Here is a 14,229-nt window from a genome sequence, read left to right on the forward strand (position 1 = left end):
ACATGAGACTGAAGATCAGCCACCTCACCGAATACCGCTACGACGAACCGGCGCAGTTCTCGCTGCAACGGCTGCGGCTGACGCCGCCAACGAACTCCACTCAAAAAGTACTCGGCTGGGCCCTGAAGGTCGAGGGCGCTACGCCGGAGGTCGAATATGACGACCAGTACGGCAATCACGTCAATCTAGTCTCGCTGGAAGGCGAACAAGAGGTGACGCGTATCCTCGCCGAAGGCGAGGTCGAGACGGGGGACAACAACGGCGTCACCGGTCCGCATACCGGCTTCTGCCCGCTTTGGCTCTTCCTGCGCGACACACCGCTGACAAAGGGTGGCAAGCTGGTGAAGGAACTGATCAAGGGCGTCGGTGGCGATAACGAGCTCGCCCGCATGCATGCGCTGATGGCGGCGATCCACGAAACGGTCGATTATAGGCCCGGCACCAGCAATACCGAGACGACGGCCGAGCAGGCGCTGGAGAGGAAGAGCGGCGTCTGTCAGGACCATGCGCATATTTTCATCGCCGCCGCCCGCGCCCTGCAGGTGCCGGCGCGTTACATCTCCGGTTATTTGATGATGGAGGAAAAGATCGAACAGGCGGCGACCCATGCCTGGGCAGAGGCCCATATTCCCGGCCTCGGCTGGGTCGGCTTCGATCCCGCCAACGAGATCTGCCCGGATGCCCGTTACATCAGAGTCGCCTCCGGCCTCTGCTATCGTGATGCCGCGCCGATTTCAGGCATGCGCATCGGCACGCCGGGCGAAACGCTGACGGTCACCGTGAAGGTCGAGGACGGCGGACAGATGCAAAGCCAGAGCCAGAGCTGAACATACATGCAGCTTTATCGCACCCTGCGATTGGCCGGTAGAATAGCTGCCGAACTCGTCGCGAAACAAACATGTTGGACTTGAATATAGCGACCGACGGTCTCGAAATTCCGCTGTTTTCCGACACCCATCACACGTCATAATTGCCGTTCGTCAATTTTTCATTGCAGACTAACTCTATTTTAAGGCCGCAGGCACAAGCTTGTCTGCGGCGACGCCTAGTGTATTTCGGCAGGCGTCGTTTAAGAAGCGGCATGATGCAAGCTTTCATAATGATCTTCAGTTGCCGGCATGGATGAGGCGACGAACGCGCCCTCCGATGAGGGCAGCCTGTTTGCTTCTGGGATTTAACGGGATCGTCCATGCCTCTTCTTATCGTCGACGACAGCGAATCCAGCCTTCTCGCCCTTGAGACCGCAGTCTGTGGTTTCGCCGGCTGTGTGGTCGAAAGCTTCACCAATCCGCTCGAAGCCCTTGCCCGCTGCCGGGAGGTCGATTTCGACGTTGTGCTGGTGGATTATATGATGCCTGAGATGAACGGTATCGAGATGATCCGCAGGCTGCGGCGCCAGCCGGGTTATGAGGATGTGCCCGTCGTGATGATCACCTCGCAGGCGAAGCGGTCGGTTCGGCTGGAAGCGCTGGAGGCCGGCGCCACGGATTTTCTCGCCAAGCCCTTCGACCCCTTGGAACTGCAGGCACGCGTCCTCAACCTGATGGCCCTGCACAAGGCCCAGCTGGCGCTTGCCGACCGGGCGAAATCACTGGACATGGCCTTCCGCCACGCCACCGAACAGGCCGACATGCGCGAGCAGGAGATCATCTGGTGCCTTGCCCAAGCGATGGCCTCGCGCGACGGCAATACCGGCGACCATATCGAGCGCGTCGCCAATATCGCCGAGCTGATCGCCGAAGGCCTCGGCCTCGATCGCATCCAGCGGCGCAATATCTATCTCGCTGCTCCCCTGCACGATATCGGCAAGATCGCCATTCCCGATGCCATCTTGCAGAAGCCGGGCAAGCTCGAGCGGCACGAGATCGAACGCATGCGCGAGCATGTCCCAATCGGCGTCGCCATTCTGGCCAACAGCTCCGCCGAGCTCTCCCGCGTCGCGACCGCCATCATCGCCGGCCATCATGAGAAATGGGACGGAACCGGCTATCCAAAGGGCCTGTCCGGCGACGCCATCCCGATCGAAGCGCGCATCGTCGCCGTCGCCGACGTCTTCGAAGCGCTCTGCTCCGACCGGCCCTACAAGCAGGCCTGGCCGATCGAGCGGGCTTACGAGGAAATCATCGCCTGCAGCGGATCGCATTTCGACCCCGCCTGCGTCGCCGCTTTCCGCCGCAAATGGCCGGCAATCCGCGCGCTCTTCGAACATGGCGCCGACGAAGATCACAGCATGGTGGTCTCAAACGCCTGATCACCATTAGCCTGCAAGGAACCGGCGGACAAAAAAAGAGGCGGGGTGATACCCCGCCTCTTCGTCGATTCACTGTCCTGATTGCACCTGTTAATGGCTGTCCTTGCCGACCGCGTTTCCACGACATCCCTTCAGGAAGTCGAGATCGGCGCCGGTATCGGCCCCTTCGACATGCTGCTGATGCAGGAAGGCATAGCCGGATGTGGGCAGATCATGGTTCGGCTGCCACTCAGCGAGCCGCCGCGCCAGTTCCTCATCGGAAATGTCGAGATGCAGACGACGGTTCGGCACATCCAGCTCGATCATGTCGCCGTTTTTCACGACTGCGAGCGGACCGCCGACCGCCGCTTCCGGCGAGGTGTGCAGCACGACGGTACCGTAGGCAGTTCCGGACATGCGGGCGTCGGAAATACGCACCATGTCGAGGATGCCCTTCTTGAGCACCTTCGGCGGCAGACCCATGTTGCCGACCTCGGCCATCCCGGGATAGCCCTTCGGCCCACAGTTCTTCATGACCATGATGCAGGTTTCGTCGATGTCGAGGTTCTCGTCGTTTATCTTGGCCTTGTAGTCGTCGATGTCCTCAAACACGACCGCCCTGCCCCGGTGCACCAGCAGATGTGGCGAAGCCGCCGAAGGCTTCAACACCGCGCCCTTCGGCGCGAGATTGCCGCGCAGCACGACGATGCCGCCCGAAGCTGTCAGCGCCTTTTCGGCCGGAAGGATAACGTCTTCGTTCCAGTTGACGACGTCCTTGACCTCGTCCCAGACGGTTTCGCCGGATACCGTCAGCGCATCCTTGTGCAGCAGGCCCGCCTCGCCGAGGCGCTTCAGCACCACCGGCAGGCCGCCGGCATAGAAGAACTCCTCCATCAGATACTTGCCCGACGGCATCAGGTTGACGATGGTCGGGACGTCACGGCCGCAGCGATCCCAGTCGTCAAGCGAAAGATCGATGCCGACACGGCCGGCAATGGCGAGCAGGTGGATGACGGCGTTGGTCGATCCGCCGATGGCCGCGTTGGTGCGGATGGCATTCTCGAAGGCTTGCTTCGTCATGATCTCGGAGGGCTTCAGGTCATCCTTGACCATCTGCACGATACGCCGGCCGGTCAGCTGCGCCATGACCTTGCGGCGGGAATCGACGCCCGGGATCGCGGCGTTGCCTGACAGAGCCATGCCGAGTGCCTCGGCCATGGAAGCCATGGTGGAGGCGGTGCCCATGGTGTTGCAGGTGCCCGACGAACGGCTCATCGAGGCCTCAGCCTCGAGGAATTCGGCCTGCGTCATCTCGCCGGCCTTCACCATTTCGGAAAACTTCCACAGATGCGTGCCCGAGCCGACCCGTTCGCCACGGAAATAGCCGTTTAGCATCGGTCCGCCTGTGACGACGATAGAAGGCAGGTCGCAGGAAGCCGCCCCCATGATAAGCGACGGCGTGGTCTTGTCGCAGCCCACCAGCAATACGCAGCCATCCATCGGCTGGCCGCGGATCGCCTCTTCTACCGCCAACGCGGCAAGATTGCGGTACATCATCGCGGTCGGGCGGAAGGTGTTTTCGGATGCCGAGAACACCGGCACCTCGAGCGGGAAGCCGCCGGCCTCCCATACGCCCGCCTTCACCTTCTCGGCGAGCTCTCTGAGATGACCGTTGCAGGGGGTCATATCCGACCAGGTGTTGAGGATGCCGATCACCGGCCGGCCGTCGAACAGGTCGTGCGGATAACCCTGGTTCTTAAGCCAGCCGCGGTGATAAATCACGTCGCGGCTCGTACCGCCGTACCATTCCTGCGACCTCAGCCTGCGCGGCCATTCCGCTATCTTTTTCATAGTCTCTATCCTTCAGGATATCGCCGGACCGCCTCGTACGGCCCGGGTTATCGCACTTGTCTCAAGCCAGGGTGTAGGCGGTCTTGACGGTTGTGTAGAATTCGGCGGCGTACTTGCCCTGCTCGCGCGGGCCGTAAGACGAGCCCTTGCGGCCGCCGAACGGCACGTGGAAATCGACGCCTGCCGTCGGCAGGTTGACCATCACCATGCCGGCCTCGGAATTGCGCTTGAAATGCGTGGCATGTTTCAGGCTAGTCGTGGCGATGCCGGCCGAAAGGCCGAACGGCGTGTCATTGGCCGTCGCCAGCGCCTCGTCGTAATCCTTCGCCCGGATTACCGACACCACGGGCCCGAAGATCTCCTCGCGCGAGATCCGCATCTGGTTGGTCGCTTCGGTGAACAGCGTCGGCTGCAGATAGAAGCCGGGCGTTTCGCGGGAGATCACCTCGCCGCCAAAGGCGAGTTTGGCGCCTTCCGACTTGCCGATCTCGATATAGTCGGTATCGGTCTTCAACTGCCGCTCATCGACGACGGGGCCGATATGAGTGCCGGCCTTCAGGGCGTTGTCGACGACCAGCGTCTTCAGCTTATCGGTCAGCGCTGCGACGAACTTGTCGTGAATGCCTTCGGTGACGATCAGCCGCGAGGAAGCGGTGCAACGCTGGCCGGTCGAGAAGAAGCCGGAATTGGCGGCCGCCTCGACGGCGACGTTGAGATCGGCATCGTCGAGCACGACCATCGGGTTCTTGCCGCCCATTTCCAGCTGGAACTTGCGGTTATGCTCGATGGAGGCGGCGGCGACGCGTCTGCCGGTGCCGGTGGAACCGGTGAAGGTGATGCCGTGAACGTCGGGGCTTTCGAGCATGGCCTGGCCGACGACCGAGCCCTTGCCCATGACGAGGTTCAGCACGCCTTTCGGCAGGCCGGCGCGGTGCAGGATATCGACGATCGCCCAGGAACAGGCGGGCACCAGTTCGGCCGGCTTGAAGACGATAGTGTTGCCGTAGCAGAGCGCCGGCGCGATCTTCCAGGCGGGAATGGCGATCGGGAAGTTCCACGGCGTAATGATGCCGATGACGCCGAGCGCCTCGCGGGTGATCTCGACACCGATATTCGGGCGAACCGACGGAAGGACCTCACCGGCCAGCCGCAGTGCCTCGCCGGCGAAGAATTCGAAAATCTGCGACGCGCGGATCACCTCGCCGGTGGCTTCCGGCAGCGTCTTGCCTTCTTCGCGGGCAAGCAGCGCACCGAGCTCATCCTTGCGCGCCATGATCTCGTCGCCTGTCTTCTTCAGGATGACGTGGCGCTCCCAGATGCCGGAGCGCGACCAGGCTGGGAAGGCAGCCTTGGCGGCAGCAATGGCGTTTCTCGTGTCATCTGCGCTGCCATCGGCATAGAGGCCGACGACCTCATTCGTATCCGATGGGTTGATATTCTTCGTCGCGTTCGAGCCGACCCATTCGCCGGCGATCAGGTTTTGATAAATGGTCATGGGCTTAACAAGCCTCCTTTACCGTTTACGAGCAAAGAGCCGGCCGGCGGATGCGGCCAGGTCTTGAATTCAGAGCTGCCTGACGGCGATCTCTTCCTCGGCGGCCACCTTCAGCGGATTGCGGAGCGCCAGGCCGAATTCGGCAACTTCGATCTCGAAGACGTCGCCCTCTTCGGTCTTGACGCCGTCGGCAAAGGAAAGGGTCGCCGTGCCGAACATATGGACATGCACATCGCCCGGAGCACGGAAGAGGCCATATTTGAAATGGTGATATTCCAGATTGGCGAAGGTGTGCGACATGTTCGCCTCACCGGATAGGAACGGCTTTTCGAAGATCACCTTGTCGCCGCGCTTGATGCGCGAGGTGCCGCGAATATCCTCCGGGGCAGCGCCGACACGGATTTCCGGGCCGAAGCTGGCCGGGCGCAGCTTCGAATGGGCGAGATAGAGATAGTTGATCCGCTCGGTGACGTGATCGGAAAATTCGTTCGACAGCGCAAAACCGATACGGAAGGGCGAGCCGTCCTTGCCGATCACGTAGATGCCGGCCATCTCCGGCTCTTCACCGCCGTCGAGCGCGAAGGAGGGCGAGATGAGGGGCGCGCCAGGGGCTGCGGCGCCATAGCCGTTGCCCTTGTAGAACCATTCGGGCTGGACGCCCTTTTCGCCGGCCTTCGGCTTGCCGTTCTCGAGGCCCATCTTGAACATCTTCATCGAGTCCGTCAGGGTTTCCTCAGCGGCTTCGGTGGTCTTCTTGTGCATCGAATCGCGCGTTGCCGCCGAGCCCAAATGCGTCAGGCCGGTGCCGGTCAGATGCAGGTGCGCGGCATCTGGATGGGTGATCGGCGGAAGGAAGCGGCCTTCCGCATAGGCCTTTTCAAGATCGACGGCGTCCCCGTAGCCATGCGCTTCGATGACCGAGGCAAGAGACTTGCCGCCGTCTGCAGCTTCCATCGCCAGCGCATAGACGCTGACGGCGTTCTTGATCGACCTTGCAGCGCCGCCCTGCTCACGCACGGCGACGATGATCTCTCCGTTTGCACCCTTGATCTGTGAAATAAGCACGTCTTCGATCCTTCTCGTTTCGGCGAAGACAGGAAAAAGCTCCGCCTGTCCGGCTCCATCAGGAGCCGGAATCCATCATTCATATGACTGCGAATGCCTGGCTGACGCCTTGAGACGCTCAGCCCTTGTTTTTATTGTAGACGTCGAAGAACACGGCAGCGAGAAGCACCGCACCCTTGACCATCTGCTGCGAGTCCGTGCCGAGACCGTGGATCGACATGCCGTTGTTCATGATGCCCATGATCAGAGCCCCGATAACAGCGCCGGTCACCTTGCCGACGCCGCCCTGGGCGGATGCGCCGCCGATGAAGCAGGCCGCGATCACGTCGAGTTCAAGACCAAAGCCGCCCTTGGCCGTCGCCGAGTTGAGACGCAGGGCAACGATCAGTCCGGCCAGTCCGGCAAGCAGACCCATATTTGCGAACGTCAGGAAGGTCAGCCGCTCGGTGTTGATACCGGAAAGCTTCGTCGCCTTCTCATTGCCGCCCATGGCGTAGATGCGGCGGCCGATCGTCGTCCGGCGGGTAATGAAGGCATAGGCGGCCACCAGAACAAGCATGACCATCAGCACGTTCGGGAAGCCGCGATAGATCGACAGCTGGTAGCCGAGCGCCAGAATGGCGAGCGTGACGAGGGCGTTCTGGGCGAGGAAAAAGCCCAGCGGCTCGACATCATTGCCATGCTTTTCATTCGATAGGCGCTTGCGCCATGCCAGATAGAAGAGGGTTACGGCGCCGACAACGGTCAGAATGATCGAGGTCGAGTTGATGCCGCCCATATCGAAAGCGTTCGGCAGGAAGCCGATGCTGATCAGCTGGAAAGCCGGCGGGAAAGGACCGATGCTGGTGCCGGTCCCCGATGCCGTCATCACGAACAGCGTCAGGCCGCGGAAGACCAGCATGCCGGCCAACGTGACGATGAAGGACGGGATCTTGTGATACGCGACGAAATAGCCCTGGATGCCGCCGACAAGCGCGCCCATGGCAAGGCAGACGATACCCGCCAGAACATAATTGGTGTGCCATTGCACCGTCATTACGCCGGCGATAGCGCCGATAAAGCCGACGACCGATCCCACCGAAAGATCGATATGGCCGGCAACGATCACCAGCAGCATGCCGAGCGCCATGATGACGATGAACGAGTTCTGCAGAATGATGTTTGTCAGGTTGAGCGGCCTGAAGAGAACGCCACCGGTCGAAAACTGGAAGAACACCATGATCGCGATAAGCGCGATAAACATGCCATATTCGCGGATGTTGCCGCGAACGTAGTCTCCGATGGAGACGACACGCCCTTGCTCTGCGATGGGTTGATTGATCGGCGTCATTGTTTCTTCTCCCCTGAGCGCATGATAGCGCGCATGATGGTTTCCTGGCTTGCTTCTCCCTTCGGCAGTTCCGCGACGATGCGTCCTTCGTTCATCACGTAGATGCGGTCACACGTGCCGAGCAGTTCGGGCATTTCCGACGAGATCATCAGAACGCCCTTTCCATCGGCGGCAAGCTGGTTGATGATAGTATAGATTTCGTATTTTGCGCCAACATCGATGCCGCGCGTCGGCTCGTCGAGGATCAAAATATCGGGATTGGAGAACAGCCATTTCGACAGCACCACCTTCTGCTGGTTGCCGCCGGAAAGATTGACCGTCTCCTGGAAAATGCTGGAGGAACGGATACGCAACTTCGACCGATAGTCGGTCGCAACCCGCGCTTCCTTGAAGCTGTCGATAACGGACGCATTCGACACCGCCGCCAAATTGACGAGCGTCGTGTTGTGCAGGATCGTGTCGTTGAGCACGAGGCCGAGCTGCTTGCGGTCTTCGGTGACGTAGGCGAGCCCGGCATCGATTGCCTTGCGCACGGTGCTGACATCGACCGGCTTGCCGTGCATCAGCGCCTCGCCCGAAACCTTGTGGCCATAGGCCTTGCCGAACAGGCTCATGGCGAATTCTGTGCGCCCTGCCCCCATCAGGCCGGCGATGCCGACGACTTCGCCCTTGCGTACGGTGACGTTGATATTGTGCAGGACCTGACGGTCGCGGTGCTGCTGGTGGTAGGCGTTCCAGTTCTTCACTTCGAGAATGGTTTCGCCGATCGGCACCGAACGCGGCGGATAGCGGTCTTCAAGATCGCGGCCGACCATGTTGCGGATGATGATGTCTTCGCTGATCTCGTCCGCGTGACAGTCGAGCGTCTTGACCGTCATGCCGTCGCGCAGGACCGTGATCTGGTCGGCGACCTTGCGGATCTCGTTCAGCTTGTGGGAAATGATGATGGAGGTGATGCCCTGCTTGCGGAACTCCATGAGCAGAGTGAGCAGCGCGTCGGAATCGCGTTCATTCAGCGAGGCGGTCGGCTCGTCCAGGATGAGCAGCTTGACGCTCTTCGACAGCGCCTTGGCGATCTCGACGAGCTGCTGCTTGCCGACGCCGATGTCGGTGACCAGCGTGTTCGGAGATTCGGACAGGCCTACTTTCTTCAGCAGCTGCTTGGTGCGGTTGAATGTCTCGTCCCAGCTGATGACGCCGCTCTTGGCATTCTCGTTGCCAAGGAAGATGTTTTCGCCGATCGACAGCAACGGCACGAGCGCCAGTTCCTGGTGAATGATGACGATGCCGATTTCTTCGGAGTCCTTCAGGACCTTGAAGTTGCGCGTCTCACCTTCGTAGATGATGTCGCCTTCATAGCTTCCTGTCGGATAGACGCCGGATAGCACCTTCATCAGGGTCGATTTGCCGGCCCCGTTTTCGCCCACCAATGCGTGGATTTCACCCTGGCGAACCTTGAGGTTCACATTCTCCAGCGCCTTGACGCCCGGGAACGTCTTGGTGATGCTCCGCATTTCGAGGATAGTATTGTCCATAGTCAAAGTTCCAGCGCCTGCAGCCGTCAACCAGCCGGGCGATCATAAAATCGAAGACCGGAACCCGCAAGCGCGGGCTCCGGTCCTTCTCATTACTTCAGCTTGTCTTCAGAGTAGTAACCGCTGTCGACGAGAATCTGCTTGTAGTTGGTCTTGTCGACGGCAACCGGCTTCAGCAGATAGGACGGGACGACCTTGACGCCGTTGTCGTAGGTCTTCGTGTCGTTGACCTCCGGATCCTTGCCGGACATCACAGCGTCGACCATGGCAACAGTGACCTTGGCGAGTTCGCGGGTGTCCTTGAAGATCGTCGAGTGCTGTTCGCCAGCGATGATCGACTTGACCGACGGGATTTCAGCGTCCTGACCGGTGACGATCGGGAGCGGCTGAGCCGCAGTACCGTAACCAACGCCCTTCAGCGAGGAGATGATACCGATGGACAGACCGTCGTAAGGCGACAGAACGGCATCGACCTTGGCGTCGGTGTAGTTAGCCGAGAGCAGGTTGTCCATGCGGGCCTGGGCCGTTGCCGGATCCCAACGCAGCGTGCCGACCTTGTCCATGCCGGTCTGGCCGGACTTCACGACGAGCTTGCCGCTGTCGATGTAAGGCTGCAGGACGGACATGGCGCCATCATAGAAGAAGAAGGCGTTGTTGTCGTCAGGCGAGCCGCCGAACAGTTCGATGTTGAACGGGCCCTTGCCGTCCTTGAGGCCGAGGCCGTCAACGATGGAGCCAGCCTGCAGAACGCCGACCTGGAAGTTGTCGAACGTCGCGTAGTAGTCGACGTTGCCCGAATCGCGGATCAGACGGTCATAAGCGATGACCTTGATGCCGGCGTCGTGTGCCTTCTGGAGAACGTCGGAAAGCGTCGTGCCGTCGATCGAAGCGATGACGAGAACCTTGGCACCCTTGGTGACCATGTTTTCGATCTGCGAAAGCTGGTTCGGAATGTCGTCGTCGCCATACTGCAGGTCAGTGCCGTAACCGGCAGCCTGGAGCTGCTTGACGATGTTGTTGCCGTCGTCGATCCAGCGGGCAGAAGCCTTGGTCGGCATTGCGATGCCGACAGTGCCCTTATCCGCGGCCAGAGCCGGTGCAACGAACGAAGCGACGCCGAAGGCAGCCGCAGCCATCAATGAGATAATGGATTTCATTTCTCTCTCCCTTGTTAATAAGCAGCGGACGAAAAATCGCCCGCCCCGAAACTGTGGCAGGTTCCGTATTGGATAGTTACTTCAGATGGTGAGAAACGAAGTAGGTCTCCTCCACGATCTCACACGTGTTGAGTGCCAACCAGCACACGGCGGCAAACTGGTATGGATTCCTATAACTGTCAAATAGAATAAGTGCTAACGTGCATAACAATTTTGGTATATCGTTAAAAAGTATTACTTTTGATGGAGCGCAGCGAGGAGGCTGCAACCATGACGGTTATTTCTGAGCCATTTTTGATGGATCACGTCGATATCCACAGCGATAATTTCGGCGATGACAGCCTTTTGCGTGCAGGACTTAAGCTGAATCACCTGCGCATGATCGTCGCAATCGAAGATAGCGGACAGATTTCCGCAGCTGCGGAAGTCTTGAACATTTCGCAGCCCGCCGCATCGCGGATGTTGTCCGAAATGGAATCGATCACCAAGACGTCGCTCTATGAGCGGGTGGCCCGCGGCGTGGTTCTGACGACCTTCGGCGCAGCGCTTGCCCGAAGGGCTCGGAAGATCCTCCTGGAACTGCGCGAGGCGAGCCGCGAGATTGGCGAATTGAAAAGCGGCAAGGGCGGTTCGGTCTTCATCGGCGCGGTGACCGCGCCGGCCATGAGCCTCGTCGTGCCGGCGATCAACAAGGTGCGCAAGGCTTATCCCGGCATCGAAATCAACATCCAGGTGGAGACGAGCAATGTGCTTGCCCGCGAACTGCTCGCCGCCCGCCATGACTTCATCATCGGCCGCATTCCCGATGATCTCAACCCGCGCCTGTTCGAGGTGGCGGAGATCGGCATCGAGCGGGCTTGCCTGATCGTGCGCAGCCGCCATCCGCTTATGAAGCACAAGATGAGCAGCCTCGCCGACGTCAGGGATTACGACTGGGTGTTCCAGCCGCCCGGCACGCTGCTGCGCCGCACGATCGAGGACGTTTTCCTGTCGCGTGGCGTGGCGCTGCCCGAAAACATCGTCAACACCTCCTCGCTGCTTCTGACCTGCGCCATCATCTGCGAGACCGATGCGATCGCTCCGGTCGCCGTCGACGTCGCCCAGTTCCTTGCCAGCCAAGGCTCGAATGCCTCGGATGTGCGCATGCTGCCGATCGATTTCGACATCAACGTCAAGCCCTACAGCATGATCACGGCGAGGGAACGGGCGCTGCCGCCGAGCGCAAGGCTGCTCTACGACATCATCCTTGAGGAGAGCCGCAAGCAGGCCGGCTGACGACACCCGCAAGCCCTGCACCATCTTGCTCTCTTTTAATGCGCCTCGAGCAATTCCAGCAAAAGTGCGCAGCAGTTTTGCCGGGAAAAGCGCGAAGCGACTTTCCCAGGAATTGCGTGAACAAGGAGATAGAGCATTTCCGTGGTTCGAAGAAAAACGGAAATGCTCTCAAGGAAGGCGGGATGCTGTTCGGACAGTCGGTATTTCAATCAGTCCTCGAGCGGCTGAAGGCGGAGGACGAGACGGCCGAAGACGCCGAAGTGCCGGCCGTCCATCGCGTCTCCGGTCTTGGCACCGGGCTCGCCTTCGATGTCATGGAGGGCGTCTCGGCCGTCTCGCAACGCGTCGGCCAGGCCTATTTCGAAAATCTGGAACTCGATCCCGCCGCCGCGATCGCGGAGGAACCGGCGCCTGCGCCCCCACCCGAGCCCGTCATGCCGGACCATCTCGCCCGCATCGCTCCGGAAGAGATCGCCGCGGAACTCGCGATCGCTGCCGCCGATACCCAACAGACGCTGAACGAGAAGCGGCGCGCCTTTGCCAAGGCCAATCATCCTGATGGCATCGCAGAGCCTTTCCGCGACAATGCCAACAGGCGCATGATGATCGCCAATCTGCTGATCGACGAGGCGATGCGCCGGCTGCCGCACAGCTGAAGCTTTCTCGAACGCAGACAAACGTTCCGAGGCTTTGGAAGAGCCGCCGTTTCCGGCTCGATTCGCGAATTCTATATGGGCTGCTTTTCCTGCGTTTCAACCTGTGGCCATGGTAATCAGTTTGATTCTTTCGCGTTCGGGTAGCAGATAAATCTTCCGCTTTTTGGCAGCGGCAATAGCGTATTTCGGGACCCCAATAGACCATGCCTACGCCCTTTTCGGTAGGACCTAGCGCAATTTAGCGAAATTGAATGCGATACAACCCAGTGTAACATAGGGCGGTGTAAATGTTTTTCAGGAGAGCGCCGACATGTCATCTACGGAAGATCCGAAGCTACCACGCAACACTGCGCGCAGACATTTTCTAGGTGTAGCCGCAGCCGCCGGAGCTCGTATTGCCGGCGTGGCCGCCTTGGCCGCAGCAATTACCACCTCTCCGGCCAATGCGCTGGGGCGGCTTTGGGGACGGGGCGGCTCCGGTGGAGGCTCTGGCGGGAGCGGTGGCTCAGGCGGAAGTGGTGGCTCCAGTGGCGGTGGCGGCAGCGGGAGCGGCGCACAATGTTTCCTGCGGGGAACGGCGATCCTCACGGATTGCGGTGAGAAGCCTGTCGAGGATCTGCGCATCGGCGATCGCGTTGCCCTTCCTGACGGTAGCACGCGTTCCGTAAAGTGGGTCGGCCGCCAAAGCTTCAAGAAGAGCGGCGCGCGCTGGCAGAAGGACGTCGTGCCTATCCGGGTTTCACGCCACGCACTGGGCGGGCACGCACCCCATTCGGATCTCTATCTGTCGCCTGGCCATGCGCTGCACCTGAACGGCATTCTGATCCAGGTAAAGGACCTCGTGAACGGCACGACGATTGCATCGGTCACTCCCGCCGCCGACGTATCGATCGAGTACTATGCCGTCATGCTCGATACGCACGAAGCTATCCTTGCCGAAGGTGCTGAGGCCGAGTCCTTCCATCTGAAGAACAGCAATCACGAGAACTTCTGCAATTTTCCAGAGTACGAGCGTCTCTATGGCAAGGAACGCATCGTGATGACATCCTTTGCGCCGTTGCTGGGAGGTGGCTGGTCACATTTGAAGGCGCTTCTCCTGCTCGGCGTTTCGCCGCTGGTACCGATGCACGATCCATTCGGGAATGCCTGCGAAAAAATCGACGCGCAAGCCAAGGAATTGTCACTCTGACAGGACGGGAATGCGCCGGGGATCGGGCTGGCTGCACGCGAAGCCGTGCGTCGGTTTTGCGAGAGTATCAAGCCAGACGTCAAGCGTGGCGCGCATCGGAAAGATCGCGGCACGCTTTGATTATTCGGCCTTCTTCTCTTCGTCACCTGCCGGCTCGTTCCCGTCCGCGTCATCGGGTGTGACGACTGCAGTCTCGGGCGGCGCCGGATCGAAGGCCAGATCAGCATATAGCCAGATCGGCATATAGAAGGAATAGACACCCGCACCGCCGGCCAGCACGCCCAGAAAGGGTCGCCGCCGACGAATTCGACGATCGCCCATCCAAAACAGACGACGACAATGAGCACGCGGAACCAAAGGTGCCGGTAGGCCGCTGACGCTCCGTGAAAAGCGCCGCGCCTTCACGCGCGCCAATCATCCCGATGGCATAGAATTGCTCTTTCGCG

General features: G+C 60.3%; 11 protein-coding genes and 1 pseudogene. 5 read left to right on the forward strand and 7 right to left on the reverse strand.

The window, feature by feature from the left end; translation table 11 throughout:
- The first annotated feature begins 2 nt into the window (after positions 1 to 2).
- Together AC2444_RS16030 and AC2444_RS16035 are read left to right on the forward strand one after the other, a co-directional pair.
- Entirely contained in the window at positions 3 to 827 is an 825-nt protein-coding gene (locus tag AC2444_RS16030) for a transglutaminase family protein (RefSeq protein ID WP_012758571.1), read from the forward strand.
- A gap of 362 nt (positions 828 to 1,189) precedes the next feature.
- Entirely contained in the window at positions 1,190 to 2,251 is a 1,062-nt protein-coding gene (locus AC2444_RS16035; RefSeq protein ID WP_012758572.1) for an HD domain-containing phosphohydrolase, read from the forward strand.
- A 90-nt stretch (positions 2,252 to 2,341) separates the two neighbouring features.
- Here the strand turns inward: AC2444_RS16035 and araD are convergent, their stop codons facing one another.
- From araD to chvE, 6 genes are all read right to left on the reverse strand, one after another.
- Entirely contained in the window at positions 2,342 to 4,081 is a 1,740-nt protein-coding gene (gene araD, locus AC2444_RS16040) for an L-arabinonate dehydratase (RefSeq protein WP_012758573.1), read from the reverse strand.
- A gap of 61 nt (positions 4,082 to 4,142) precedes the next feature.
- Positions 4,143 to 5,576, reverse strand: a complete 1,434-nt coding sequence (locus tag AC2444_RS16045; protein WP_012758574.1) for an aldehyde dehydrogenase family protein — start codon at positions 5,574 to 5,576, stop codon at positions 4,143 to 4,145.
- Between the two features lie 69 nt (positions 5,577 to 5,645).
- Positions 5,646 to 6,641, reverse strand: coding sequence for an AraD1 family protein (araD1, locus tag AC2444_RS16050; RefSeq protein ID WP_012758575.1), 996 nt, complete (start codon positions 6,639 to 6,641; stop codon positions 5,646 to 5,648).
- Between the two features lie 118 nt (positions 6,642 to 6,759).
- Positions 6,760 to 7,971, reverse strand: coding sequence for a multiple monosaccharide ABC transporter permease (mmsB, locus tag AC2444_RS16055; RefSeq protein WP_003561801.1), 1,212 nt, complete (start codon positions 7,969 to 7,971; stop codon positions 6,760 to 6,762).
- The gene (mmsA, locus tag AC2444_RS16060) at positions 7,968 to 9,506 is read right to left on the reverse strand and encodes a multiple monosaccharide ABC transporter ATP-binding protein (protein ID WP_012758576.1); all 1,539 of its coding nucleotides are present in this window, start codon (positions 9,504 to 9,506) and stop codon (positions 7,968 to 7,970) included. Before mmsA ends, mmsB begins: the two co-directional genes overlap by 4 nt.
- Before the next feature lie 92 nt (positions 9,507 to 9,598).
- The gene (chvE, locus tag AC2444_RS16065; RefSeq protein WP_012758577.1) at positions 9,599 to 10,663 is read right to left on the reverse strand and encodes a multiple monosaccharide ABC transporter substrate-binding protein; all 1,065 of its coding nucleotides are present in this window, start codon (positions 10,661 to 10,663) and stop codon (positions 9,599 to 9,601) included.
- Positions 10,664 to 10,933: 270 nt separating this feature from the next.
- Here chvE and AC2444_RS16070 point away from each other — a divergent pair, with 270 nt between their 5' ends.
- The 3 genes from AC2444_RS16070 to AC2444_RS16080 all read left to right on the forward strand — a co-directional run bounded on the left by AC2444_RS16070 (position 10,934) and on the right by AC2444_RS16080 (position 13,783).
- Positions 10,934 to 11,938, forward strand: a complete 1,005-nt coding sequence (locus tag AC2444_RS16070; protein ID WP_012758578.1) for a LysR family transcriptional regulator — start codon at positions 10,934 to 10,936, stop codon at positions 11,936 to 11,938.
- A 182-nt stretch (positions 11,939 to 12,120) separates the two neighbouring features.
- A complete protein-coding gene (locus AC2444_RS16075) occupies positions 12,121 to 12,594 on the forward strand; it encodes a hypothetical protein (RefSeq protein WP_012758579.1) in 474 nt (157 codons plus the stop codon).
- A 310-nt stretch (positions 12,595 to 12,904) separates the two neighbouring features.
- The gene (locus AC2444_RS16080; protein ID WP_012758580.1) at positions 12,905 to 13,783 is read left to right on the forward strand and encodes a Hint domain-containing protein; all 879 of its coding nucleotides are present in this window, start codon (positions 12,905 to 12,907) and stop codon (positions 13,781 to 13,783) included.
- 120 nt (positions 13,784 to 13,903) lie between these two features.
- Here the strand turns inward: AC2444_RS16080 and AC2444_RS16085 are convergent.
- Positions 13,904 to 14,130, reverse strand: a pseudogene (locus AC2444_RS16085) (hypothetical protein).
- Positions 14,131 to 14,229: the final 99 nt, after the last annotated feature.

It is taken from the genome of Rhizobium sp. WSM1328 (assembly GCF_057653715.1).